This is a genomic window from Streptomyces sp. NBC_00887 (genome assembly GCF_045207585.1).
The window spans coordinates 4,388,809-4,414,977 of record NZ_CP108788.1 but is presented as its reverse complement, the minus strand read 5'-3'; the positions used below and the strand labels follow the sequence as shown (position 1 = coordinate 4,414,977).

Sequence of the window (26,169 nt, the reverse complement as noted above, 5' to 3'; positions counted from 1 at the left end):
GGGGTCCGCTACGACGCCTCGCGCACGAACACGTCCCGGGCGAAGAAGTCCGCCAGGACCGGTGCGATCGCCTGCGGTGCCAGATCGCGTGTCTGGCCGGTCAGAGTGCGGTGCCGCGCGTTGGGGACCGCCGCCGCGAGGGCGAGGGTCGTCTCACGGGTCCGGTCGGGACTGAAGCCGCCGCAGACCACCAGCGTGCGCGCCGTCACGGACGCGAACCGCTCCGCCGGGACCGTGCCGTTGCCCAGCAGTGCGTCGTCGTACGCCAGGGTGTGCGCCAGCGCTTCCAGGCTCTTCCACAGAAGGGCGTGCCGCATGCGGGCGATCGTCTCCTCCGGGACGCCGGTCCGGGACATGTACAGGGCGACGGCGCCGTCGCGGTCCCCGATGGACAGCATCCGGTGCAGCCGGGCCGTGCAGCGGGACTTGTACAGGAGGCCGGCCGGCCCGGGGGTGTACGGCGGTTCGTAGACCGCGAGGAGATCCACGGGCAGCCCCGCCGCCTGCGCCTCCAGGGCCAGCGCGCCGCCCGACAGCATGCCGAACAGCGACACCCGCTCACCCACCCGGGCCGCCACCGCGGCCAGGTCCTCGATCTCGCTCCGCACCGTGTACGGACCGCTGTCGCCGCTGGAGCCGCGCCCACGGCGGTCGTACGTGACGACCGTGAACCGCGGCGCGAGCAGTTCGGCCAGCGGCGCCTCGGTCGCCGCACTGCTCAGCGCCCCGCCGACCAGGATCACCGGGGGCCCGTCACCCCGGCGCCGGTACGCGACGGACGTGCCGTCACGGGAGAGAGTCTTGTCCATGTGAGGGTGGACCGAGGCGGCCCGCGGAACTCATCGGTGGTGCCGGGAAATGTTTTTGACGGTCAGTCGGTGACCACGTCCGTGTCGTAGAAGCAGAAGTGGCCCTTGATCGCCGCTACTTGATCCTTGGGCTCCTGGTAGGCCCAGACGAGGTCCGCCGCTCCGGGCACCGACCAGTAGGACGCATCGCCTTTGAACGGGCAGTGCGTACGGGTGTCCGAAGGCGTCAGCAGCTCCGTACGGACGTCCTCGGGCGGCAGGTAGTACCTGACCGGACAGCCCGTCTCGCGCAGGGCGAGCGGGCGGCGGCTCTCGGCGAGCAGTTGCCCGTCGCGTACCGCGCGCACGTGCACGGCTTCGGGCTCGACGGTGATGCGGTGTCCTGGGGTGGAAGTCATGACTGGTTCAGCCGTGCGGCGGGCCGGTTTCTTCCCGCTCCCGGGGGAGTGCCGGGGGCGGCCCGTACGGTGGTCGCATGAACATCTGTGTCTTTCTCTCCGCCGCCGACCTCGACGACCGCTACACCGTGCCCGCCCGGGAATTCGCCGAACTGCTGGGCCGGGGCGGGCACACCCTGGTCTGGGGCGGTTCCGAGAGCGGGCTCATGAAGGTCGTCGCCGACGGGGTGCAGGCGGCCGGCGGGCGGCTCGTGGGCGTGTCCGTGGAGTTCCTGGCGGCGAAGGCGAGGACCGACGCCGACGAGATGGTGATCGCCAAGGACCTGGCCGAGCGCAAGGCGCTGCTCCTGGAGAAGGCCGACGCGGTCGTCGTCATGGTCGGCGGCACGGGGACGCTCGACGAGGCCACGGAGATCCTGGAGCTGAAGAAGCACGGCAAGAACACCATGCCCGTCGTCCTGCTGAACACGGCCGGGTTCTACGACGGTCTGCGCCAGCAGTTCCAGCGCATGGAGGACGAGGGCTTCCTGCCGGTGCCCCTCACCGACCTGGTCTTCTTCGCCAAGGACGGAGTCGGGGCGCTCGCCTACCTGGAGGAGTCGGCCGGCCTGCGGTGAGGCCCGGGCGGGGTGACAGCATGAGGGCATGCCTACTCACCTCATCACCGGGGCCGGCTCCGGTATCGGAGCGGCCGTCGCCCGCCGCCTCCTGGAGCGCGGCGACGAGCTCGTGCTGCTGGCCCGGGACGCAGGACGGGCCAAGGAACTGGCCGCCCTCCACCCCGGGGCCCGCACACTCGTCGGCGACCTCGGCAACCCGGACCGGCTCTCCTGGGCCTTCGGGCAGCAGCCGATGCCCGAACGGCTCGACTCGCTGCTGCACATCGCGGGGGTCGTCGAGCTCGGCAGGGTCGGCGAGCTCACCCCCAAGGCCTGGCACTTCCAGCTCAACGCCAATCTGATCGCCCCCGCCGAACTGACCCGGCTGCTGCTCCCGCAGCTGCGCGTCTCCAAGGGACACGTCGTCTTCGTGAACTCCGGCGCCGGGCTCGAGGCCCACGCCGAGTGGGGCGCGTACGCCGCCAGCAAGCACGGCCTGAAGGCCCTCGCCGACTCGCTGCGCCACGAGGAGCACGCCAACGGCGTGCGGGTGACCTCCGTCTATCCCGGCCGCACCGCCAGTCCCATGCAGGCCAAGGTCCACCAGCAGGAGGGCAAGGAGTACGACCCCTCCCGCTGGATCGACCCGGAGTCCGTGGCCACCACGATCCTGCTGGCGATCGACCTGCCGCGCGACGCCGAGATCAACAACCTGACGGTCCGCCCCGGCCGCTGAGGAACCGGGGGCGGTGCGGCCCGTAGGCTCTGCGCGTGAGCGAGAAGAGCAAGTTCAGCGGGTGTGCCGCCACCGGTATCGGGTCCATGCCGGGCGGCGACGCACGGGAGGCGGCCAAGACCGTCGCCGGGTCCTTCGCCGACAGGCAGGGAATGCCGTATCTGGCGGAGCTGCCCGCGCGAGGGCCGGGGGCCGACATGATCGGGCGGACGATCGGACTGCTCGTCGAGATGTACGGCCACGTCGAGCCCAGCGGCTGGCGGATCAGCGACCGGCCCGGCCGTGACACCCGCCGCGCCCGCTCCTGGCTCGGCGAGGACCTCGACGCCCTGGAGGAGCACACCCAGGGCTACGAAGGGCTCCTCAAGGTCCAGGCGGTCGGCCCCTGGACCCTGGCCGCCGGCCTGGAGCTGCGGGGCGGCGAGGCCATGCTCGGCGACCCGGGCGCATGCCGTGACCTGGCCGGTTCGCTGGCGGAGGGACTGCGCACACACCTCGCGGACGTCCGGCGCAGAGTTCCCGGCGCCGAGGTGGTGCTCCAGCTCGACGAACCGTCCCTGACCGCCGTACTCCTGGGGCGGGTCAGGTCCGCGAGCGGATACCGGACCTACCGGGCCGTGGACCGCCAGGTCGTCGAAGGAACCCTGCGCGAGCTGCTCGCGGTGAACGGCGACGGGCCGACGGTCGTCCACTCGTGTGCCCCCGAGGTGCCCTTCGCCCTGTTGCGCCGTGCCGGGGCGGCCGCCGTCTCGTTCGACTTCTCTCTCCTCACCGAGCGTGAGGAGGATGCGATCGGGGAAGCCGTCGACGCCGGCACCCAGCTCTTCCTCGGCGTGGTTCCCGGAGTCGACGCGGCCTCGACCGCATTGTCGGACCCTGGCGGTAGCGTCATGGGTGTCAGGACGTTGTGGAGCAGGCTGGGCTTCAATCCGGGGACTCTCACCGAGTCCGTCGTGATCACCCCGTCCTGCGGGCTGGCGGGGGCATCGCCCGCATACGCGCGCGCCGCGCTCGCCCACTGCGCCCGGGCCGCGAGGTCACTCGCAGACAACCCTGAGTAACGGGGCAACGGGTCAACGGGAGGATCGGACGATGGCCGGCGAACAGCAGGCACAGCAGCTGACCGGTGTGCCGGCGGAGGCGCAGGAACAGCACGCGCTCCTGGCCGAGCAGATCGAGGAACACCGCTTCCGGTACTACGTCAAGGACCAGCCGGTCGTCAGCGATGCCGAGTTCGACCGGCTGATGCGTGCGCTGGAGGCCATCGAGGACCGGCACCCCCAGCTGCGTACGCCGGACTCGCCGACCCAGAAGGTCGCCGGGCCGTACACCACGGAGTTCACGTCCGTCGAGCACCGCGAGCGCATGCTCTCCCTGGACAACGCCTTCGACGACGGAGAGCTCGCGGCCTGGGCCGAGCGTGTCGCACGGGACGTCGGCACGGGCGGCTACCACTTCCTGTGCGAGCTCAAGGTGGACGGTCTCGCCGTGAACCTCACGTACGAGCACGGGAAGCTGACCCGCGCGGCCACCCGCGGCGACGGCCGGACCGGCGAGGACATCACGCCCAACGTCCGCACGATCGCGGAGATCCCGCACCGCCTGAAGGGGGAGCGGATCCCCGCGCTCGTCGAGATCCGCGGCGAGGTCTTCTTCCCGATGGAGGCCTTCGAAGGACTCAACGCCCGCCTGGTGGAGGCCGACGACAAGCCCTTCGCCAACCCGCGCAACGCGGCGGCCGGCTCCCTGCGCCAGAAGGACCCGAAGGTCACCGCGGCCCGCCCGCTGCACATGGTGGTGCACGGCATCGGAGCCCGCGAGGGCCTCGACATCGACTGCCTCTCGCACGCCTACGACCTGCTGAGCGAATGGGGCCTGCCGACGGCCCGGCACAACAAGGTGGTCGACTCCCTCGACGGCGTACGGGAGTTCATCGCGTACTTCGGTGAGAACCGCCACTCGGTGGAGCACGAGATCGACGGGGTCGTCGTCAAGCTCGACGAGATCCCGCTCCAGGGCCGGCTGGGCTCCACCTCGCGCGCACCGCGCTGGGCGATCGCCTGGAAGTACGCCCCGGAAGAGGTCAACACCAAGCTGGTCAACATCCGGGTCGGCGTCGGCCGCACCGGCAGGGTCACGCCGTACGCCCAGGTGGAACCCGTCGAGGTGGCGGGCTCCGAGGTCGAATTCGCCACCCTGCACAACCAGAACGTGGTGAAGGCCAAAGGCGTCCTCATCGGCGACACGGTGGTGCTCCGCAAGGCGGGCGACGTCATCCCGGAGATCCTCGGCCCGGTCGTCGACCTGCGCGACGGCAGCGAGCGGGAGTTCGTCATGCCGGCCGACTGCCCCGAGTGCGGTACGGCGCTGCGTCCCATGAAGGAGGGCGACATCGACCTCCGCTGCCCCAACGCACGGTCCTGTCCGGCGCAGTTGCGGGAGCGGGTGGCCTACCTCGCCGGACGCAAGTGCCTGGACATCGACCACTTCGGCTATGTGGCGGCCGCTGCTCTGACGAAGCCTCTGGAGCCCGCCGAGCCGCCCCTGCTGGACGAGGGGGACCTCTTCGGCCTGACGGTGGAGCAGCTGCTCCCGATCCGGGCCTATGTCCTGGACCAGGACAGCGGGCTGCCCAAGCGCGATCCGAAGAGCGGCGAGGAGAAGATCGCGACGGTCTTCGCCAATCAGCAGGGCGAACCGAAGAAGAACGCCCTGGCCATGCTCGAAGGCATCGCGGCGGCACGGCAGGCTCCCCTGGCCCGGATCCTCACCGGGCTCTCGATCCGTCATGTGGGGCCCGTGGCCGCCGTGGAGCTGGCCAGGCAGTTCCGGTCCATCGACCGGATCGACGAGGCGTCGGAGGAGGAACTGGCCGCCGCCGACGGGGTCGGACCCATCATCGCCGCGTCGGTCAAGCAGTGGTTCGCCGAGGACTGGCACCGCGAGATCCTGCGCAAGTGGCGGGAGGCCGGTGTCCGGATGGAGGACGAGGGAGCGGGCGAGGACGAGGGGCCGCGACCGCTCGAAGGGCTCACCGTCGTCGTCACGGGCACGCTGGCCACCCACACCAGGGACGGTGCCAAGGACGCGCTGCAGAGCAGGGGGGCGAAGGTGACGGGGTCCGTCTCGAAGAAGACCTCCTTCGTCGTGGTGGGCGAGAACCCGGGGTCGAAGTACGACAAGGCGATGCAGCTGAAGGTCCCCGTACTCGACGAGGACGGGTTCGCCGTTCTGCTCGAGCAGGGGCCGGACGCGGCGCGTGAGGCGGCTGTTCCGGTGGAGGCGTGATCGAGACCCGATGCCCCGAAGCGATCGAGGCTCGATCGAGACGCTGCGGGGGAGTGGCGGTGGACGAGAAGGGAATAAAGGGGACAAGAGGGAGGCGAGTGGTCCGGCTGAGCCGGTCGGTTTCACTCGTTCAGCGCAAATCGGGCGGTGGGACTGCGGGGTCCGCATTCGGGCAAGAGCTGTAGAGCGCTGCCCGCGAGGGCTGTTGGCGGCCTACTGTTGAACGTGCACCTGCCGTGCCCGGCCGCGTGGTCGGAATTGGGCCGCGGTGGCACGGGAGCGGGGGCCACTGTGGGACATCGGCACCGCCGGCTGTGAGAGGGACGGAATGAAACCGACCGAGAGCGCCGCAACGGTGTCGCGGCTGCAGGGTTTCGTCGGCCTCACGTCAAAAGTGGGAGCTGTCGTCGTGGGGGTTGCCACGGTTCAGCTGGCAACCGGGTTCTACCGGACGGTCCGCGACGGCGAGGCGCTCTTCCCGGACGGCACCGCCGGCTGGTCGCTCGCGCTGCTCACCGGCATCATCGTCGGTCATCTGGTCGCCCTCGGGCGCGACCGCTGGTGGGGCGGCACCGGTTCGGGCGCCGCCCTCACAGTCGCCGTCCTGCTGCTCTACGGCTGGGTGCCCGCCGGTCTGGTCAGCCTGGTCGTCGTGGTGCTCGTCGGCACCGCCCGTCGGCACCGCTGGTGGCAAGGACTGCTCCACGGAGCCGTGGACATCCTCGGCATCGGAGCCGCGGCGCTCGTCCTGTCCGCCTTCGGAGAGGTACCGACGGTCGCCACACCCTGGCGGCCACTCGACTGGGGCATCGACGCCGTCCCCGAAGTGCTGCTCGCGGCCTCCACGTACCTCCTCGTCACCCGCGTCCTGCTGTGGTATGCACGGGCTTCCCAGAGCGGCGGGCTGCCGACGATCGCCCGCACGGCGCTCCTGCGCCAGGGACTCGTCGCGGTCGCCCTGCTCGGCATCGCCCCGCTGATCTGCGTCGTCGCGTCGGCCATGCCCGTGCTGCTGCCGCTCTTCGCGGTCCCGCTGATCGCCCTCGACTCCACTCTCTGGATCGCCCGCGCCCGCGCCGAGGAGCAGCTGAGAGACCCGCTGACCGGTCTGCCCAACCGCCAGTGGCTGCTGGAGAGGACATGGACGGCGCTGGAGGAGGCCGGGAGCACCGGCTCCAGATCGGCGCTCGTCCTCATCGACCTCGACCGGTTCCGCGCCGTCAACGACACCCTCGGGCACCTGGCGGGGGACCGGCTGCTCCTCCAGATAGCGGACCGGCTGCGACTCGCCCTGCCGCGTGGTGCGGAGGCCGCACGGCTGGGCGGCGACGAGTTCGCCGTCCTGCTGCCGACCGCGGACTCCACCACCAGCGCCCAGCGGGTCGCCCGGCACCTGGTCGCCGAGCTCTCCTCGCCCCTCGACCTGGACGGGCTCACCCTGGTCCTCGAGGCGAGCGCCGGGGTCGCCGTCCACCCCGACCACGCACTGGACGCCGAAGGGCTGCTCAGGCGGGCGGACGTGGCCATGTACCAGGCCAAGCGGGACCGTACGGGCGTGGAGGTGTACGAGTCCAAGCGGGACAGCAACACCCCGGACAGGCTCGGGCTCCTGGGCGATCTGCGGCGCGCGCTCGACGCCCAGGAGGTGGAGCTCCACTACCAGCCGAAGGTCAGGTTCGACGGCCAGGTCGCCGGGCTCGAAGCCCTGGTGCGCTGGGTGCATCCCGAGCGCGGGCGGGTCCCCCCGGACGAATTCATCGCGATCGCGGAGTCGTCCGGCCTGATGCCGCACCTCACCGAGTACGTGCTGGAGACCGCGCTGGCCCAGGTGGCCCGATGGCGCGCGCAGGGGCTGTTCGTCCCCGTCGCGGTCAACGTCTCGCCGCGCGATGTCCACACCCCCGGATTCGCGGGAAGCGTCGCGGCCCGGCTCGCCCGGCACGGCGTCCCGGCGGGAGCGCTCCAGCTGGAGATAACGGAGCACGTCCTGCTGGAGGACCCGCAGCGGGCCGCCGACACCCTGGCCGGGCTGACCGGGCACGGAGTGAAGATGTCCCTCGACGACTTCGGTACGGGCTACTCCTCGCTGGTCCACCTGCGCAAGCTGCCGGTCAGCGAACTCAAGATCGACCGGTCGTTCGTCGCCCGGCTCGCCATCGACAACGAGGACGCGGAGATCGTCCGCTGCACCATCGACCTGGCCCACTCGCTCGGTCTGCTGGTCGTCGCCGAGGGCGTCGAGGACGACGAGACCTGGGAGCGGCTGCGGGACCTGCGCTGCGACGCGGTGCAGGGGTGGCTCGTCGCGGCCGCCATGCCGCCGTTGGAGACGACGGCCTGGCTGCGGGCGCGCGGCGAGCACGGCTGGCGGCGGCCGGCGGAGCTGGAGGCCGCAGCCGCTGCCGCCGCGGCGGTGGTGACGCCCGAGCTGGAGCCCAGGCCCGCGGGACGCGCGCTGAACCCCGGTCCGGCGACGGCCTGACCGACGGGGCAGGGGCGCCGGGACCACCCGACGGGTGTTTTGTCCTCAATCGCCGGACGGGCTCGATGCGCCTCGGGCGCGATTGCGGGGCGGCGGCGGGCGACCCCATAGGATTGGGCCAAAACCACACACCGAACCCTGAGGATCGCTGCATGCCTGGCATCACGCGCGAGGAGGTCGCCCACCTCGCACGGCTGGCGCGTCTGGAGCTGAAGGGCGAAGAGCTCGAGCACTTCGCCGGTCAGCTCGACGACATCATCGGCGCGGTCGCCCGCGTCTCCGAGGTCGCCGACCAAGACGTACCGCCGACCTCCCACCCGCTGCCGCTGACGAACGTCATGCGCGCGGACGAGGTCCGTCCGTCGCTCACCCCCGCGCAGGCGCTCTCGGGCGCCCCTGCCCAGGAGCAGCAGCGTTTCAAGGTGCCGCAGATCCTGGGGGAGGACTAACAGCCATGACGGACATCAGCACCATCATCAAGCTCACCGCGGCGGAGATCGCCGCGAAGATCGCCTCCGGCGAGCTGACGGCCGTCGAGGTCACCGAGGCCCACCTGGCCCGGATCGAAGCCATCGACGAGAAGGTCCACGCCTTCCTGCACATCGACCGCGAGGGCGCGCTCGCGCAGGCCCGCGCCGTCGACGCCAAGCGCGAGGCGGGCGAGAAGCTCGGCCCGCTGGCCGGCGTCCCGCTCGCGCTCAAGGACATCTTCACCACGCAGGACATGCCGACCACCGTCGGCTCGAAGATCCTCGAGGGCTGGGTCCCGCCGTACGACGCGACCGTCACCAAGCGGCTGAAGGCCGCCGACGTCGTCATCCTCGGCAAGACCAACATGGACGAGTTCGCCATGGGGTCCTCCACCGAGAACAGCGCCTACGGCCCGACCGGCAACCCGTGGGACCTCACCCGCATCCCGGGCGGCTCCGGCGGCGGCTCCTCGGCCGCGCTCGCCTCCTTCGAGGCCCCGCTCGCCATCGGCACGGACACCGGCGGCTCCATCCGCCAGCCCGCGGCCGTCACGGGCACCGTCGGCGTCAAGCCCACCTACGGCGGCGTCTCCCGCTACGGCATGGTCGCCTTCTCCTCGTCCCTCGACCAGGGCGGGCCCTGTGCCCGTACGGTCCTGGACGCGGCGCTCCTGCACGAGGCCATCGCCGGCCACGACCCGCTCGACTCGACGTCCATCGACGCCCCGGTCCCGCCGGTCGTCGAGGCCGCGCGCAACGGCTCCGTACAGGGCATGCGCGTGGGAGTCGTCAAGCAGTTCGCGGGCGAGGGCTACCAGGCGGGTGTCGTCCAGCGCTTCAACGAGTCGGTCGAGCTGCTGAAGTCGCTCGGCGCCACGATCGTCGAGCTGGACTGCCCGTCCTTCGACCTGGCCCTGTCGGCGTACTACCTCATCGCGCCGTCCGAGTGCTCCTCGAACCTGGCCCGCTTCGACGCCATGCGCTACGGCCTGCGGGTCGGCGACGACGGCACGCGCTCCGCGGAGGACGTCACCGCCCTCACCCGTGAGGCCGGCTTCGGCGACGAGGTCAAGCGCCGCGTCATCCTCGGCACGTACGCGCTCAGCTCCGGCTACTACGACGCGTACTACGGCTCGGCGCAGAAGGTCCGCACCCTCATCACGCAGGACTTCGAGAAGGCGTTCGAGCAGGTGGACGTCATCGTGTCGCCGACGACGCCCACCACCGCCTTCCCGATCGGCGAGCGCGCCGACGACCCGATGGCGATGTACCTCGCGGACCTGTGCACCATTCCGACCAACCTGGCCGGCAACTCCGCCATGTCGCTGCCCTGCGGCCTGGCCCCGGAGGACGGCCTGCCGGTCGGGCTGCAGATCATCGCCCCCGCCATGAAGGACGACCGGCTGTACAAGGTCGGAGCCGCCGTCGAGGCCGCCTTCGTGGAACAGTGGGGACACCCGCTGCTCGAGGAGGCTCCGTCGCTGTGAGTGCCATGGCAAAGAAGGCCAAGAACTTCAAGAAGTCGAAGACCGGGCTGTACGTATCGCTCGGCAGCACTGCGTTCGGTGCGATCAGCGTCGCCAAGCAGGTGAAGCTGGCACGCAACGACAACGACGTGCTGCGGCTGCTCGACGCCGCGGTGTCAGCCGCGGCCATCGTCACCGGCCTCGCGATCCTCTATCGCGAACTGAAGCGCCTCGGCGACGACGACGTCCTGCTGGGCTGAGAGGGAAAGTTTCACCGTGACTGTCATTGACCTGGAGTCGTACGAGGACGCCCTCGCGACGTACGACCCCGTCATGGGCCTCGAAGTCCATGTCGAGCTCGGCACCAAGACCAAGATGTTCTGCGGCTGCTCCACGGAGCTCAAGCAGGACGCCAACTCGCAGACCTGCCCGGTCTGCCTCGGGCTGCCCGGCGCGCTGCCGGTCGTCAACGAGATCGGCGTCGAGTCCGCGATCAAGATCGGTCTCGCGCTGAACTGCGAGATCGCCGAGTGGTGCCGCTTCGCCCGGAAGAACTACTTCTATCCGGACATGCCGAAGAACTTCCAGACCTCCCAGTACGACGAGCCGATCGCCTTCAACGGCTATCTGGACGTCCAGCTGGAGGACGGCGAGATCTTCCGCGTGCAGATCGAGCGTGCCCACATGGAGGAGGACACCGGCAAGTCGACGCACGTCGGCGGTGCCACCGGCCGTATCCACGGCGCGTCCCACTCCCTGCTCGACTACAACCGCGCGGGCATCCCGCTCATCGAGATCGTCACCAAGCCGATCGAGGGTGCGGGCGCGCGCGCTCCCGAGGTCGCCAAGGCGTACGTCGCCGAGCTCCGCGAGCTCATCAAGGCGCTCGGTGTGTCGGAGGCCCGGATGGAAATGGGGCAGATGCGCTGCGACGTGAACCTGTCGCTGCGGCCCCACGGCCGGGAGGAGTTCGGTACGCGCTCCGAGACGAAGAACGTCAACTCCCTGCGTTCCGTCGAGCGTGCCGCCCGCTTCGAGATCCAGCGCCACGCCGCGGTGCTGAACTCCGGCGGGAAGATCGTGCAGGAGACCCGGCACTTCCACGAGGAGGACGGCTCCACCACGGCCGGCCGCATCAAGGACAACGCCGAGGACTACCGGTACTTCCCGGAGCCGGACCTCGTGCCCGTCGCCCCGGCCCGTGAATGGGTCGAGGAGCTCCGCAAGGGCCTCCCCGAGCTGCCGCGGCTGCGCCGCGCGCGGCTCAAGGAGGAGTGGGGCGTCTCCGAGCACGACATGCAGTCCATCCTCAACGCGGGTGCGGTCGACCTGATCGTCGCCACGACGGAGGCGGGTGCTCCGGCGGATCAGGCCCGCAAGTGGTGGATGGGCGAACTCGCCCGTAACGCCAACGAGACCGGCCGCGGCCTCGACGAGCTGGGCGTCACCCCCGTGCAGGTCGCCAGGGTCGCCGAACTCGTCACCTCGGGCGACCTCAACGACAAGCTGGCACGCCAGGTCCTCGAGGGTGTCCTCGCGGGCGAGGGCGACCCGGACACCGTCGTCGAGAAGCGCGGCCTGAAGGTCGTCTCCGACGAGGGCGCGCTGGGCACGGCCGTCGACGAGGCCATCGCGGCCAACGCCGCGATCGCCGACAAGATCCGTGGCGGCAAGGTCGCCGCGGCGGGCGCCCTGGTCGGCGCGGTCATGAAGGCCACCCGCGGTCAGGCGGACGCGGCGCGTGTACGGGAGCTGATCCTGGAGAAGCTCGGCGTCGAGGGCTGAGGCCCCCGCAGGACCGTGTGAGCGAAGGGCGGTGCACCCGGACGACCGGGGCACCGCCCTTTCGTGTGGTGAGGGATGTCTGTGACCATGGCCACGAATAGGACAATTGATCACTAATGCCTGACAGAGTGACGGTTCTCAGGTCATGCGACTTTTTCGGGATGTTCCCCTTATTCCCGTCGACGGTCCACGAACCCGCAGGGAGCACGTCCGTTGGCCGCCATCGCACGCTGGTGCCTCAGGCACCGTCTCGCCGCTGTCCTCATCTGGCTTCTCGCCCTCGGCGGCACGGCAGGGGCAGCGGTCTTCGCGGGCTCTGCGTACTCCAACAACTACGAGGTGCCGGGAACCGAGTCCGGCCGCGCGGGTGAACTCCTCCAGGCGGGGTTCACGAACCTCGGGGGTGACACCGACACCGTCGTCTGGCACACCACGGGCCCCACCGTCCGTGCAGCCGACGTCGAGCAGACCATGGCCAGGACGCTGCAGGCCATCGACGCGCTGCCCGGGGTCGGCGACGTCACCGGACCCTACGGGGCCGACGGCAACGGACAGATCAGCGCGGACAGCCGCACCGCCTACGCCACGATCACCTTCGACCACCGGGCCGACGAGATCCCGCGGGAACAGGCCCAGGCCGTCGTCGACACCGCGAAGGCAGCCGAGAGAGACGGCCTCCAGGTCGAGCTCGGCGGCAGCGCCGTCGCCCTGACCGAAGCGCCGGGCGTCCACCTCAGCGAGGCCGTCGGAGTGGTCGTCGCCGCCGTCGTGCTCTTCCTCGCCTTCGGCTCGCTCGCCGCCAGCCTGCTGCCCATCGCCACCGCCCTCGTCTCCGTCGGCACGGCGTACGCGGGGATCGTGCTGCTCGGCCATGTCATGACCGTCGCCGACTTCGCACCGATGCTGGGCATGCTGATCGGGCTCGGCGTGGGCATCGACTACGCGCTGTTCATCGTCACCCGGCACCGCAGAGGCCTCAGGCGCGGACTGTCCGTGCCCGAAGCGGCGGAGAACGCCGTCGCGACCACGGGGCGGGCCGTCGTCTTCGCCGGAGCGACCGTCTGCGTCGCGCTGCTGGGCATGCTGGTCCTGCGGCTCGGCTTCCTCAACGGTGTCGCGATCGCCGCCTCGCTCACCGTGTTGCTGACCGTCGCCGCCTCCGTCACCCTGCTGCCCGCCCTGCTCTCCTTCATCGGCATGCGGGCGCTGAGCCGGCGCGAGCGCAGGCAGCTCGCCGAGCACGGACCGCAGCGCGAACACACCACCGGCTTCGCCGCCCGCTGGTCCGCGTTCGTCGAGCGGCACCCCAAGCTGCTCGGAGTGGTCGCCGCCGCGATCATGGCGGTACTCGCCCTGCCCGCCCTCGGGCTGCATCTGGGCACCTCCGACCAGGGCAACAACCCGGCCACGTCGACCACCCGGCAGGCGTACGACCTGCTGGCCGACGGCTTCGGCCCCGGCGTCAACGGCCCGCTGACGATCGCCGCCCACCTCGACGGAGCCGACGACCGGCTCGCCCTCGACGGTCTGCCCGGCGTGCTGCGGACCACCGACGGCGTCGCCTCCGTGAGCCCGGTGACGTACAACAACAGCGGCGACACGGCGTTCGTCACCGTCGTCCTCGAGTCCGCGCCCCAGTCGCAGCGGACCAGCGAACTCGTCGACCGGCTGCGTGACGACGTGCTGCCGCCCATCCAGGACAACACGTCTCTCCAGGTCCACGTGGGCGGTGTGACAGCGAGCTACGACGACTTCGCCGAGATCATCATCGGCAAACTTCCGCTCTTCGTCGGGGTCGTCATCGGACTCGGCTGCCTGCTCCTGCTCCTGGCCTTCCGGTCCCTCGCCATCCCGCTGAAGGCCGCCGTGATGAACGTGGCCGCCGTCGCCTCCTCCTTCGGGGTCGTCGTCGCCGTCTTCCAGTGGGGCTGGGGCAGCGAACTGCTGGGGCTCGGCAGCGCCGGCCCGATCGAACCCTTCCTCCCGGTGATCATGGTGTCCGTGCTCTTCGGGCTCTCGATGGACTACCAGGTCTTCCTGGTCGGCCGGATGTACGAGGAGTGGCTGGAGACCGGGGACAACCGCAGGTCGGTCCGTGTGGGCCTCGCGGAGACCGGCCGGGTGATCAACTCCGCGGCGGTGATCATGATCTCGGTCTTCCTCGCCTTCGTGCTCAGCGGAGACCGCGTCATCGCGATGTTCGGCATCGCGCTGGCCGCCGCCGTCGCACTCGACGCCTTCGTCCTGCGCACCCTGCTGGTGCCCGCCCTGATGCACATGCTCGGCGGCGCCAACTGGTGGCTGCCCGCCCGGCTCGACCGGCTGCTCCCGCGCATCAGCATCGAGCCCCCGGACCGGATCGCGCCGCATGCGAAAATTCCGGGGGAGCGCACCGGCGACCAGGACCGGGCCGTCGGGCAGCGCGTCCACTGAGACCGAGGAGAAGTCCCTATGTTCGCGGTGTCCCTGGGGGATGACGGGGCGGAGCTGCGTCCGCTGGAGCCCTGGCAGGCGGAGGAGTTCCTGGCCCACATGGACCGGGCGCGGGGCCTCGTCGACCCCTGGATCCCGTTCGCCGCGGCCGCGACGGACCTCTCCTCGGCGCGCGACCTGCTCCAGAGGTACGCGGACAAGCAGGCCGCCGACACCGGCCGGCTCTACGGAATCTGGCTGGACGGCACGCTCGTCGGGGGCGTCCTGTTCCGGATATTCGAGGCGGCGACCGGGAACTGCGAGATCGGCTGCTGGCTGGAGCCCGCGGGGGAGGGCCGCGGGCTCGTGAACCGGGCGTCGCGCAAGCTGATCGACTGGGCCGTCGACGTACGCGGCATGCACCGGGTCGAGTGGGTCGCCTCTGCCGCGAACAGCCGCAGTGTCGCGGCAGCCGCGCGGCTCGGCATGAGGCGCGAAGGCGTACTGCGCGAGGCCTACCTCTACCGGGGCGTGCGGCACGACGAGGAGATCTGGTCCGTACTGGCCTCCGAATGGCGTGCCGGGCGGGAGTGAGCGGCACCGCGCGTTAAGGAGGTTCTCATCCTGGCCCCCTAGCGTGCGGCGCATGAAGACCACCCCCTCCAAGACCACCTCCGCCGTCGACGACGACCGCGAGGAGACGTCGGCAGCGGACGAGAGCGCCGTGGCGGACCTGACGAAGAAGGAGCCCGCCGACGGCGCCTCCGACGACAGCGCGTCCGACGATGCCGTAGGGCACGCGACCGCGGAGGACGACGACGACCTGGAGCCCGACCCGTACGCCGAGGCGGAAGCCGCAGCGTCCACCGGGGTCGGTGCCGGAGCCGCGGCCGTCGTCGCGGCCGGGCTGGGCGTCGTGTCCCTCACGGGGGCCTGGACCGGCCGGGTCGCCGCCGAGCGCGAGACCCTGATGGGCCAGATCAAGACCTCCGGCGGCGGCAGCGCGGCCCAGCAGATCTCCGAGATCTACGCCGACGCCTGGCACACCACGGCCCTCGTCAACGGGCTCTTCGCCCTCGTCGCCCTGCTGGTCGGCGTCTTCGCCCTCCTGCGCCCCGCCTTCGGCGCACCCTCCGACCGTCCGCAGCCGGGCTGGATCCGCGCTGTCGCGCTGGCAGGCATCGCCCTCGGTGTCCTCGGCGTCCTCATCTCCGTAGGCATGTACTTCGACCTCTTCGTCTCCCTGCCGAGCGCGGCCGCGGCGACGACCGGAGGCTGACCGCACCGAGGGACCGGCCGTTCGTCTAAGGCACCCGGCACCCGGACCTAAGGCACTGGACCGCGCCCGGATGCGGCACTCGCCCGATGCGGCGGCACCCCCTGGCAGACCACAGTGGGGGCACGGCAGAAGCCGTGCCCCCACTGGCCGTCGTCACCAGGGAGAAGACCATGTACGCCTACGAACTCCACCGGATCAACTCCGCCGAGCTGATCCGCGAGGCGGACGAGCAGCGCACCGTGCGCCAGGCCGTGCTCGCCCGCCGCTCCGCCCGCCGCTCCGCCCGCCGTGCCGGACCGGATGACACGGAGGGGCGGGTGACGAAGGACAGCGGCCGGTTCGTGCACGCCGCGTGACGATGGGCGTCCGTCCTTCCGCCGCCACCGCGCTGTCGCACGCATATGCGATGCTCGGCGATGTGGAGACCAACACCGTCAGCCCCGTGTTCGTCGGCCGAGCCGGTGAACTCGCCTCGCTCACCGATGCGCTCGCCCGCGCCACGGCGGGGGAACCGCAGGCACTGCTCATCGGTGGCGAGGCCGGCGTCGGCAAGACCCGGCTGGTCGAGGAGTTCCTCGCCGCGGCATGCCGCCGCGAGGCCGTCGTGGCCGTCGGCAGCTGCGTGGAGATCGGGGCCGACGGCCTGCCGTACGCACCGTTCTCCACGGCACTGCGCGCCCTGCGCCGCGCGCTTCCCGAGGAACTGACCGAGGCACTCGCCGGCCAGGAGGGCGAACTGGCCCGGCTGCTGCCCGAACTGGGCGAAGCGGACCGGACATCGAACGACGAGCACGGCACCGCCCGTCTCTTCGAACTCGCCGCCCGGATGCTGGAGCGCATCTCCGCCGCCCGCACGGTCGTCCTCGTCCTGGAGGACCTGCACTGGGCCGACACCTCCACCCGGCACCTCCTCGCCTATCTCTTCCGCACCCTGCGCGACGGCCGCCTCGTCGTCATCGGTACGTACCGCGCCGACGACGTCCACCGCCGCCACCCCCTGCGCCCCCTCCTGGCAGAGCTTGACCGGCTCCGCACGGTCCGCCGCATCGAACTCGACCGGTTCAGCCTCGCCGAGGTCGGCCGGCAGCTCACGGGCATCCTCGCCGCGACTCCCGACGTCGCGCTCGTCGACGAGATCTTCGACCGCTCCGACGGCAACGCCTTCTTCGTCGAGGAGCTCGCCCGCAGCGTGGAGTGCTGCGGTGACAGCTCCCGGCTCTCCGAATCGCTGCGCGACCTGCTCCTCGTACGGGTCGAGGCACTGCCGGAGAACGCCCAGCGGATCGCCAGGATCCTTGCCGAGGGCGGTTCCACGGTCGAGCACAGGCTCCTTGCCGCCGTCGCCGGGCTGGCCGAGGACGACCTCGACGAAGCGCTGCGGGCAGCTGTCGGTGCCAACCTGCTGCTGCCGGCCCCCGACTCCGACGGATACCGCTTCCGGCACTCCCTGGTCCGCGAGGCCGTCAGCGACGACCTGCTGCACGGCGAACGCAACCGCCTCAACCGCCGTTACGCCGAAGCGCTGGAGGCCGACCCGTCCCTCGTACGCGCCGAGGAACGCGCCGCCCGGCTCGCCAGCTACTGGTACGCCGCGCACGACCCGGCCAGAGCCCTGCCCGCCGTCCTGGGCGCCTCGGTCGAGGCCCGCCGCCGTTACGCCTACTCCGAGCAACTGCGCTTGCTGGAAAGGGCCATGGAACTGTGGGACGACGTACCGGAAGAGGTACGCGCCACCCTGCGCCCGATCGACTACGCCGAGGTCTACCCGGGCTGCGGCTGCGACCCCGAGACGGCACCGATGCGCTACCTCGACCTGATGGCCGAGGCCACCGTCGCCGCTCGCTTCGGCGGCGACCGCGAACGGGCCCTGGCCATCGCCAAGAAGGCCCTGCGCGTCCTGGACGGCGACACCGATCCCCTGCGCGCGGCATGGTTCTGGGTGCAGCGTTCCCTGCTGACCCACCACCTGTCCCGGGGCGACGGCTGGCAGGAACTGGCCACGGCCCAGGAGCTGGTGCGCGGTCTGCACCCCTCGTCGGTGCACGCCGACGTGCTGGCCAACGTGGCGAGCTGGGGCGCGCTGCACCGGCCGGGCGCGGACACGCTGGCCGCGGCCGACCGTGCCGTGGAGTACGCACGCCTCGTCGGCGACGAGTACATCCAGCTGCACGCCCGGCTCACCCGTGGCTGGCTCACCATCGACGCGGGCGGCGTCGAGGAGGGCATCGCCGAGATGTACGCCGTCCGCGACCGGGCAGAGGAGCTGCACCTGGTGGGCGTGATGAGCCGTGCCAGCATCAACCTGCCGTCCTCGCTCGAGTCCGCGGGCCGCTCCGTGGAAGCGGTGGCCGCCGCCGACCACGGCATCCGGATCTGCCACAGCCACGGCATCCCCGACTCCGAGGCCTGGGTCCGGGCCAACCAGGCCCAGTCGTACTTCTCCCTCGGGCAGTGGGACGAATGCCGGGCGGCCCTCGACGCGGCGGACCTGGTCGCGCGGTCCCGCAAGTCCCAGGGGCTCCTCGCCTCACGCCGCGCGGAGTTGGCACTCGCCCGCGGCGAATACGGCGAGGCGGAGGAGCAACTGGTACTGAACCGGCGTCTTCTGGGCCGCCACGACCCGCAGCCCCAGCATCTGATCAGCCCCGTCCGGTACGCCATGGAACTGGCCGCCCAGCAGGGCCGGCTCCCCGAGGCGCGGGCGGCGTTCGAGGCGCAGTCCGAGGAGGGCTTCCCGCCGGGCACCCAGCGCTACGCCCTGCCGCTGCTGGACGTCGCGGCGTCGATCGAGGCCGATGCGCGCGGGCTGCCCGCCACCGAGCCGGGCCGTCCGGCGATCCTGGAACGCATCCGAGGCCACCTCAAGCGGCTGCCGATGCTCGTCCCCGTGTGGGCGGCCTTCGGCGTGCTGATCGAGGCGGAACTGGCCCGTGCGGAGGGCACCGACACCCCGGACCACTGGTCCCGCGCCGCCGCGGCCTTCGGGCCTCTCCAGCGGCCCTTCGAACTGGCCCGGATCCGGCACCGCTGGGCGGAGGCGATGCTCGTCGCGTCCGGGGCCGGTGACAGAGCTCCCGCAGCGGCCCTCCTGCGCGAGGCCCACGCGGTGGCGGAGCGGCTCGGAGCCCGTCCGCTCGCCGAGAGCGTCGAGCTGCTCGCCGGCCGTGCCCGCATCGCGCTCGCGGCGCCCGCGCGGGGAGTGAGGGCCGCGGGGGCCGCCGGAGGCGACGTGGACGAGGCGGGCACCGTGGGTGCCGGGGACGCCGACGGCGGGGGGCACCCGGCCGTACCCGCCCCGGCCGTGGATCCGATCGAGTCCTTCGGCCTGACGACCCGGGAGCAGGAAGTGCACCGGCTGGTCGCTGCCGGTTACACCAACCGCAGGATCGCCGAGGAGCTCTACATCTCGCCGAAGACCGCGAGTGTTCACGTCTCCAACATCCTCGCCAAACTGAACGTCTCCAGCCGTGGCGAGGCTGCCGCGCTCGCGCACCGGTTCCGCTTGTACCCGGCACGGTGAGGTGACGTGTTGTACCCGGCACGGTGAGGTGACGTGCGGATGCGGGTGCGGATGCGGATGCGGCGCGGCGGCGGAGGCCGCACGTGCCCGCTCGGGCGGTGGCGGGGTGTCCTCAGTCGCCGGACGGGCCTCCTTCGGACGGGTCCGTTGTCGGGCGGCGCACCGTCACCTTGCCGGAGGAGAGGTCGATCGGGCCCCGGGCAGGGTCGCCGATGCCCAGGTCCACCCGGCTCAGCTCCAGCCGTCTCTGCTCCTCGGCCGTGTGCTTACGGCCCGGCGCGAACAGCTCCTCGAAGAAGTTGAACACCGTCCGTGCTCCCTCCGACATGCTGCCCGGTGGGTCGCTACCGCACCTTCAGCAGCAGGATGCGGTCGTCCCCCGGCTTCGGGGTGCCACGCCCGTCCGTATTGTTCGTGACCAGCCACAGCTTGTCGCCGCCCGCAGCGAGCACGGTCCGCAGTCGGCCGTACTCCCCTTCGAGGAACGCCTGGGGTGCCGCCAGGGGTTCCTTGCCCGCAGTGCCCGACAGCGGAATCCGCCAGAGCCGCTCACCGCGCAGGCCCGCCATCCAGATCGAGCCCTCGGCGTACGCGATACCGCTCGGGGACGCCTCGGAGGTCTTCCACTGGGCCACCGGGTCGACGAACCCCTTCTCGCCCTTCTTGCCCTCGACGTCCGGCCAGCCGTAGTTCTTCCCCGGCTCGATGCGGTTCAGCTCGTCCCAGGTGTCCTGGCCGAACTCGGCCGCCCAGAGCTGCTTGCGGCTGTCCCAGGCCAGCCCCTGGACATTGCGGTGCCCGTACGAATACACGACCGAGTCGGCCTCGGGGTTGCCGTGCACCGGCTCACCGTCCGGCGTCATCCGCAGGATCTTTCCCGCGAGAGACGTCTTGTCCTGGGCGAGACCCGTGTCGCCCGTCTCGCCCGTGCCCGCGTACAGCATGCGGTCCGGGCCGAACGCGATCCGCCCGCCGTTGTGGACGGCACCCTTCGGGATGCCCCGCAGGATCGTGTCCGGGGCGCCGAGCTGCCGGCCGGCCGGCTTCTGCTCGTCGTACTGCATGCGCGCGATGCGGTTGTCCGACTCGGTGGTGAAGTACGCGTACACCAGATGATCCGCACCGTACGTCGGGGCGACCGCCAGGCCCAGCAGCCCGCCCTCACTGCCGGGGGCGACTCCGGGCACGGAGCCCAGCAGGGTCTTCTTACCGCTCTCCCCGTCGACCCTGCTGATCGTCGCCCCGTCGCGCGAGGCCACCAGCAGATCACCACCGGGCAGCGCCGCCAGCCCCCACGGTGACGCGAGGTCCTCCGTGAGCGTCGAGACCACCTCCACGGAGCCCTTGGCCGGCGGCAGATCCGCGGCGGGGCTAGCCGAGGCGGGCGGGGGCGAGGAGGAGCTCGCCGGGGGCGAGGTGTCACCCTCACGGCCTGCCGTGTCGCCGGAGGAACAAGCGGCGGACATCAGCAGCGAGGCTGCCGCCAGCACGGCCACTACGCCCTTGCGCACCGCAGGAGTTTGCACAGATCCGAACACAGCACCGCGCACAGCAACGATCCTTTCGACGGCCGCATGACTACTGTTCTTACACCGCTGCCGGCCCACGGGTTCCCGATCTCCGTCAATTCTCCCGCCGCGTGATCAGTCCCACGACCCGCGCGCCCGCGGCAGCCCGGCGATCTCCGCCTCGTCCCGGTCCGTGAGAACCAGGTCCGCCGCCCCCGCGTTCTCCACGGCCCACCGCTCCTGCTTCGCGCCCGGCACGGGGACCACGTGCCGGCCCTGCCGCAGCACCCAGGCCAGTGCCACCTGGGCAGGAGTGGCGCCGTGCCGCTCCGCGATCCGCCGCAGCCCCGCCACCACCGGCTGGTTCGCCGCCATCATCTCCGCCGTGAACCGCGGGTGCCTGGCCCGCGGGTCGTCCGGTTCGAAGCCCTGGCCCGGCTTCAGCGTCCCCGTCAGATAGCCGTTGCCCAGCGGCATCGCCGCCAGCAGACCGACACCCCGCGCCGTGCACCAGGGCAGCAGCCGCTCCAGTGCCTCCGGAGACCAGACGGAGAGCTCCGCCTCGACCGCGCTGACGGGAAAGACCTGCTGCACCCGCTCCAGCTGCCGGATCGTTCCGTCGTGCATCCGCGCCCCCGGCCGCCGTTCGGCCCGCGCTCCCACCGCGCACAGTCCCAGCGACCGGACCTTGCCCGCGGTCACCAGGTCCGCCATCGCGCCCCAGGTCTCCTCCACCGGCACTTCGGGGTCGGCCCTGTGCAGCTGGTACAGATCGATCACATCGGTCTGCAGCCGCCGCAGCGAGGCATCGCAGGCCCGGCGCACATATCCGGGGCGCCCGTTGGCGACGATGTGCTGATCGCCCACCAGCAGCCCGCACTTGGTGGAGAGGAAGGCGTCGGAGCGCCGCCCCTTGAGCGCGCGTCCGACCAGCAGCTCATTGGTGAACGGGCCGTACATGTCAGCGGTGTCGAGCAGCTGGACGCCGGCGTCCAGTGCGGCGTGCACCGTCCGCAGCGAACGGTCGCCGCGCTGCTGCGACGTGCTGTAGGCCCAGCTCATCGGCATGCACCCCAGCCCGACCGCGCCCACGGCGAGTGCCGCCGCACCGATAGTCCTGCGCTCCAACTCCCCGAACCCTCCCTCGGTCCCGCCGTCGCGGGGCCACTCCGGACCCCAAAGTAGCCTCTGCCGGCCCGTGACCTTCGCATAGCCTCCTGACCATGACTTCGACATCTGCTACCGACGTGTGGCTGCCGATCGCGGCCGATGAGATCGACGGTCTCCCCGAGGGTCTCGACTACCGGTTCTGGGACGGCGGCCGTGACTACCCGGCGGACCCCGCGGACTGCGCCTTCTACGTCGTTCCGTACATGAAGGGACCGGAGGTCGCCGTCCGCCCGCTCAAGGAGATGACCGGCGTCCGGGTCGTACAGACGCTGTCCGCGGGCATCGACCATGTGCAGCCGGGGCTCGGCCTCCTGCCCGGCGGCGTACGGCTGTGCAATGCCAAGGGTGTTCACGAGGCGTCGACCGCCGAGCTCGCCCTCGCCCTGATCCTGGCCTCGCTGCGCGGATTCCCCGGCTTCGTGCACGGCCAGGACAAGGAGGAGTGGCTCTCCGGCTTCTACCCCGCGCTCGCCGACACGTCCGTACTCGTCGTGGGGTACGGATCGATCGGCGCGGCCATCGAGGACAGGCTCGAACCCTTCGAGTGCGCGCGGGTGGTGCGCGTCGCGCGCTCCGCGCGGGCATCCGCGCGCGGCCCCGTGCACGCACTCGAGGAGCTGCCCGCGCTGTTGCCCGAAGCCGACATCGTCATTCTGTCCACCCCGCTGAACCCCTCCACACAAGGGCTGGTGGGCGCCGAGTTCCTCGCTGCGATGCCCGACGGCGCCCTGCTCGTGAACGTTGCCAGGGGAGCCGTCGTCGACACGGCGGCCCTGCTGTCCGAGCTCGAGTCCGGCAGGCTGCGTGCCGCACTCGATGTCACCGATCCCGAACCCCTGCCCGCGGGCCATCCGCTCTGGCATGCTCCCAACGTCCTGATCACCCCCCATGTGGGCGGCAGCACCTCGGCGTTCCTGCCGCGGGCCAAGCGTCTGCTGGCAGGCCAGATCACCCGCTTCGCCGCAGGGGAGCAGGTTCACAACCTGGTGCTCACGACCGGCTGAGCACGCGCCGGAACGGCGCGGCCGCACGCGGTTTCCGACAACACCGCAGGTGGTCACGGAGAGTAGAGAAGTTATGTCCCTGCGTGACGACTCTGGTGTATCGTCCAGAAGGGGCAGCGCCATGGCAGGGGCGGTGCCGGGGAGGAAGCGCAACGCGAGGGGGCGACGGACGGTGTGCGGCCGATGGAGAGACGACCCGACGCGGCAGAGCGGACGGCGCCGGTCACCGGCTCCGAGGACCCCGGGCCCGGCCCGGGGGGCTCTCCGGTGAGCGCCCTCGGGGCGCTGCTCTCCCGGCGGCCGGTCTCCGGCCGGAGCGCGGGACTGCGCTCCCGGCTGCTCCTCGCCGCCATCTGCGCCGGTTACGCCGTGGGGGCGGCGGTCGGCTGGGGCTCATCCGGACTGGCCCTGTTCATGGGCGACTTCGGACTCAGCCTCGCCGCCCTGATCGCCGCCGTGTCCTGCTTCCTCCACGCACGCAGGAGCGGCAGCCGCTTCCGGCCCGCCTGGCTGCTGTTCTCGCTCTCCTCCGCGATGGCGGCCGGCGGCAACGCGGTCTGGGGCTGGTACGAAGTGGTGCTGGGGCTCCCCGTGCCCTCCCCGTCCCTGGCCGACGTCTTCTTCCTCTGCTTCGCCCCGCCCGCCATCGTCGGGCTGCTGGTCCTCGCCAAGCGGCCCGTCACCCGGGCCGGCTGGGTCTGCCTGGTGCTGGACGCCTGGCTGATCGGCGGGTCACTGCTCACCCTCTCCTGGAGCCTCGCGCTCGCCCACACCGCCCATGTCGCGAACGCCGAGGGGGAGAGCGTCGCCAGGGCCGCCCTCTCCCTGGCCTACCCGCTGCTCGACATCGTGCTGGTCTCCATGGTGCTCGCCCTGCACTTCCGGCGGGTCCACGTCAATCGCTCCGCGGTGAACACGGCCATCGCCGCCCTCGCCCTGACGGTGCTGTGCGACGCGGTCTTCACCTCGCCGCTGCTCCGCTCGACCTACCGGTCCGGCCAGCTCCTCGACGCGGGATGGTTCGCCGGATCCCTGCTGCTCGCCTATGCGCCGTGGGGTGCCCGTCGCAGTCAGGACAACGCTGTCGAGCCGAGCGCGGAGCCGCGCACCACGAGCCGTCCCATCGCCGGCTCCCTCGCCGCGCTCACGCCGTACCTGGCCGCCGCCGTCTGCACCCTCGGCATCCTGTACAACGTGGTCGAGGGCCGGGCCGTCGACCGGGTCGTGGTCTTCACCGGCTGCGCGGTGGTGCTCGCCCTCGTCGTCCGACAGGCGATCATGCTCCTCGACAACATCGCGCTCACCCACGAACTGGCGCAGAAGGAGAACCACTTCCGCTCCCTGGTGCAGGGATCCAGCGACGTCATCATGATCGCCGCGCCCACCGGCATACTCCGCTACGTCAGCCCCGCGGCGGCCGGGGTCTACGGCCGCGACGCCGACGACCTCGTCGGCGCCGAACTGTCCTCGATCATCCACCCCGAGGATCTCGGAGGGGTGGTCCACGAAGTCCGGCGGTTCCTCGCGGCACCGCCACGGGAGGAACCCACCACCCGGATCGAATGCCGCTTCCGGTCGGGCACCGGCGACTGGCTCCACGTCGAGTCCACCGTCAACCGCCACCAGGGCGGCCTGCTGCTCAACAGCCGTGACGTGACCGAACGGGTCAGGCTGCAGGCCCAGTTGCAGCACAACGCCGAGCACGACCCGCTCACCGACCTGCCCAACCGGGCCCTGTTCACCACGCGCGTGAGCCAGGCACTCGGCGGCCGACGCTCCGGCGACCCGGGCACCGCCGTGCTCTTCATCGACCTGGACGGCTTCAAGGCGGTCAACGACTCCATCGGCCACCAGGCGGGTGACGAACTGCTCATCCAGGCCGCCCGCCGCCTCCAGGAGTCCGTACGCGCCTCCGACACGGCCGCACGCCTCGGGGGCGACGAATTCGCCGCGCTCATCATCGGGGACGGCACCCGCGACCAGGCCGCCCGGGAGTGCCAGGTCCACGAGATCGCGGACCGGCTGCGCCTCACGCTCTCCCAGCCGTACCGGATCGGTACCGGAGAGGTCAGGGTGGCGGCCTCCATCGGGGTCGCCTTCGCCGAGCCCTCGATCACCCCCAAGGACCTCATGCGCAATGCCGACCTCGCCATGTACCGCGCCAAGGCGAGCGGCAAGGACCGGGTCGAGCTCTACGCCCCCCAGATGCAGGCCGACGTCGTTCGGCGCTCCGAGGTCGCGGCGCGGCTGCGCACGGCCCTGCGGGACGGCGAGTTCGCGCTGCTGCACCAGCCAGTGATCCATCTGGCCAGCGGCACCGTCGCGGCCGTCGCCGCCCAGGCGCGCTGGCGCTCCGCGCAGGGCATCCTCTTCACCCCCGCCGAGTTCCTCCGCGTGGCCGAGGACAGCGACCGCGCCTCCGAGCTCGGCGGCTGGCTGCTGGAGGAGGCCGTCGAACAGGCCGCAGAGCGGGCCAGGGCCGGTCACCCCGTCTCGGTGTCCGTGCGTGTGTCGGCCGGACGGCTGCTCGACCGCGCACTGCCCTTCGGCACCGTGGAAGCGCTCCTGACCCGGCACGGGCTGCCCTCCGGCGCCCTCATGATCGAAGTGGCCGACAGTGACCCGCGGATCGCCTTCGACGACCTCGAACAGCGCCTGGTCGCGCTGCGCAGGCAGGGCGTACGCATCGCGCTCGACGGCTTCGGCAGCGGCTATGCGGCGATCAACGCGCTGCGCCGCCTGCCCATCGACGTACTGAAGCTGGACCGCGGCCTGGTCGAGGGTGTCGTGGAGTCCGCCAGGCTGCACAAGATCACCAGTGGGCTGTTGCGCATCGCCTGCGATCTCGGTATGCAGTCAGTGGCCGACGGGGTCGACCTGCCCGAGCAGGTGCGCGCGCTGCGGGCCATGGGTTGTACGCACGGACAGGGGATGGCCTTCTCCGGGCCACTTGACGAATACCGGCTGCGGCGCAGCCTGATCCGTGGCAAGTTCCCTGTTCCAGGCGGTGGCCCCACCGCGCAACCGGTTCTGGCGGGTGGCTCGATCCCGCTCCAGAGCCGCTCACATGATGAGACGCCCGTCCCACCTACTTGACACCGTATGCGTGCCGGAGAGAGGGTCAATGCCATGCGCACCCGAATTCTCGTACTTGGAAAGCGCGTCGGCTGAAGCAGGGTCGCTCATGGACACCTTGCAGACCGCACCGGCGCGCTCCCCTCGCTTGCCTCACGGCACGAGGGG

The 26,169-nt window shown here is 71.3% G+C and carries 21 protein-coding genes; 16 read left to right on the top strand and 5 right to left on the bottom strand.

What is annotated here, in order from left to right:
* Nucleotides 1–8 precede the first annotated feature (8 nt).
* Together OG844_RS19965 and OG844_RS19960 are read right to left on the bottom strand one after the other, a co-directional pair.
* On the bottom strand, nucleotides 9–809 hold the full coding sequence (locus OG844_RS19965; RefSeq protein ID WP_406391982.1) for an alpha/beta fold hydrolase: 801 nt from the start codon (nucleotides 807–809) through the stop codon (nucleotides 9–11).
* Nucleotides 810–871: 62 nt separating this feature from the next.
* Complete coding sequence (locus OG844_RS19960) at nucleotides 872–1,207, bottom strand: DUF427 domain-containing protein (RefSeq protein WP_406391980.1); 336 nt, start codon at nucleotides 1,205–1,207, stop codon at nucleotides 872–874.
* 77 nt (nucleotides 1,208–1,284) lie between these two features.
* On the opposite strand from OG844_RS19960, the gene OG844_RS19955 reads away from it, so the two are divergent.
* The 14 genes from OG844_RS19955 to OG844_RS19890 all read left to right on the top strand — a co-directional run bounded on the left by OG844_RS19955 (nucleotide 1,285) and on the right by OG844_RS19890 (nucleotide 19,244).
* Entirely contained in the window at nucleotides 1,285–1,824 is a 540-nt protein-coding gene (locus OG844_RS19955; RefSeq protein ID WP_406391978.1) for a TIGR00730 family Rossman fold protein, read from the top strand.
* 28 nt (nucleotides 1,825–1,852) lie between these two features.
* Nucleotides 1,853–2,542, top strand: coding sequence for an SDR family oxidoreductase (locus OG844_RS19950; RefSeq protein ID WP_406391977.1), 690 nt, complete (start codon nucleotides 1,853–1,855; stop codon nucleotides 2,540–2,542).
* A gap of 35 nt (nucleotides 2,543–2,577) precedes the next feature.
* Entirely contained in the window at nucleotides 2,578–3,603 is a 1,026-nt protein-coding gene (locus OG844_RS19945) for a methionine synthase (RefSeq protein WP_406391975.1), read from the top strand.
* Nucleotides 3,604–3,634: 31 nt separating this feature from the next.
* Nucleotides 3,635–5,830 (top strand): NAD-dependent DNA ligase LigA, encoded by a 2,196-nt coding sequence (gene ligA / locus OG844_RS19940; RefSeq protein WP_406391973.1) that lies wholly within the window; start codon nucleotides 3,635–3,637, stop codon nucleotides 5,828–5,830.
* A 328-nt stretch (nucleotides 5,831–6,158) separates the two neighbouring features.
* The gene (locus tag OG844_RS19935; protein ID WP_406391972.1) at nucleotides 6,159–8,312 is read left to right on the top strand and encodes a putative bifunctional diguanylate cyclase/phosphodiesterase; all 2,154 of its coding nucleotides are present in this window, start codon (nucleotides 6,159–6,161) and stop codon (nucleotides 8,310–8,312) included.
* Between the two features lie 152 nt (nucleotides 8,313–8,464).
* Complete coding sequence (gene gatC / locus OG844_RS19930; protein ID WP_014048481.1) at nucleotides 8,465–8,761, top strand: Asp-tRNA(Asn)/Glu-tRNA(Gln) amidotransferase subunit GatC; 297 nt, start codon at nucleotides 8,465–8,467, stop codon at nucleotides 8,759–8,761.
* 5 nt (nucleotides 8,762–8,766) lie between these two features.
* Nucleotides 8,767–10,269 (top strand): Asp-tRNA(Asn)/Glu-tRNA(Gln) amidotransferase subunit GatA, encoded by a 1,503-nt coding sequence (gatA, locus tag OG844_RS19925; protein WP_406391969.1) that lies wholly within the window; start codon nucleotides 8,767–8,769, stop codon nucleotides 10,267–10,269.
* A 5-nt stretch (nucleotides 10,270–10,274) separates the two neighbouring features.
* Nucleotides 10,275–10,508, top strand: coding sequence for a hypothetical protein (locus tag OG844_RS19920; protein ID WP_406396191.1), 234 nt, complete (start codon nucleotides 10,275–10,277; stop codon nucleotides 10,506–10,508).
* 16 nt (nucleotides 10,509–10,524) lie between these two features.
* Entirely contained in the window at nucleotides 10,525–12,033 is a 1,509-nt protein-coding gene (gene gatB / locus OG844_RS19915) for an Asp-tRNA(Asn)/Glu-tRNA(Gln) amidotransferase subunit GatB (protein ID WP_329207135.1), read from the top strand.
* 213 nt (nucleotides 12,034–12,246) lie between these two features.
* Nucleotides 12,247–14,466 (top strand): MMPL family transporter, encoded by a 2,220-nt coding sequence (locus OG844_RS19910; RefSeq protein WP_406391968.1) that lies wholly within the window; start codon nucleotides 12,247–12,249, stop codon nucleotides 14,464–14,466.
* Between the two features lie 18 nt (nucleotides 14,467–14,484).
* On the top strand, nucleotides 14,485–15,039 hold the full coding sequence (locus OG844_RS19905) for a GNAT family N-acetyltransferase (protein WP_406391966.1): 555 nt from the start codon (nucleotides 14,485–14,487) through the stop codon (nucleotides 15,037–15,039).
* Nucleotides 15,040–15,082: 43 nt separating this feature from the next.
* Complete coding sequence (locus OG844_RS19900) at nucleotides 15,083–15,724, top strand: hypothetical protein (protein WP_406391965.1); 642 nt, start codon at nucleotides 15,083–15,085, stop codon at nucleotides 15,722–15,724.
* A 134-nt stretch (nucleotides 15,725–15,858) separates the two neighbouring features.
* Entirely contained in the window at nucleotides 15,859–16,080 is a 222-nt protein-coding gene (locus tag OG844_RS19895) for a hypothetical protein (RefSeq protein ID WP_406391963.1), read from the top strand.
* 2 nt (nucleotides 16,081–16,082) lie between these two features.
* Complete coding sequence (locus tag OG844_RS19890; protein WP_406391962.1) at nucleotides 16,083–19,244, top strand: AAA family ATPase; 3,162 nt, start codon at nucleotides 16,083–16,085, stop codon at nucleotides 19,242–19,244.
* A 112-nt stretch (nucleotides 19,245–19,356) separates the two neighbouring features.
* On the opposite strand, the gene OG844_RS19885 is transcribed toward OG844_RS19890, so the two are convergent.
* The 3 genes from OG844_RS19885 to OG844_RS19875 form a co-directional block, all read right to left on the bottom strand.
* Complete coding sequence (locus OG844_RS19885) at nucleotides 19,357–19,572, bottom strand: DUF6191 domain-containing protein (RefSeq protein ID WP_406391961.1); 216 nt, start codon at nucleotides 19,570–19,572, stop codon at nucleotides 19,357–19,359.
* 16 nt (nucleotides 19,573–19,588) lie between these two features.
* Entirely contained in the window at nucleotides 19,589–20,794 is a 1,206-nt protein-coding gene (locus OG844_RS19880; RefSeq protein WP_406391960.1) for a PQQ-dependent sugar dehydrogenase, read from the bottom strand.
* Nucleotides 20,795–20,887: 93 nt separating this feature from the next.
* The gene (locus OG844_RS19875) at nucleotides 20,888–21,844 is read right to left on the bottom strand and encodes an aldo/keto reductase (RefSeq protein ID WP_406396190.1); all 957 of its coding nucleotides are present in this window, start codon (nucleotides 21,842–21,844) and stop codon (nucleotides 20,888–20,890) included.
* A 131-nt stretch (nucleotides 21,845–21,975) separates the two neighbouring features.
* Here OG844_RS19875 and OG844_RS19870 point away from each other — a divergent pair, with 131 nt between their 5' ends.
* Complete coding sequence (locus OG844_RS19870; RefSeq protein WP_406391959.1) at nucleotides 21,976–22,926, top strand: 2-hydroxyacid dehydrogenase; 951 nt, start codon at nucleotides 21,976–21,978, stop codon at nucleotides 22,924–22,926.
* A gap of 267 nt (nucleotides 22,927–23,193) precedes the next feature.
* Nucleotides 23,194–26,022, top strand: a complete 2,829-nt coding sequence (locus tag OG844_RS19865; RefSeq protein WP_406396188.1) for a putative bifunctional diguanylate cyclase/phosphodiesterase — start codon at nucleotides 23,194–23,196, stop codon at nucleotides 26,020–26,022.
* Nucleotides 26,023–26,169 lie beyond the last annotated feature (147 nt).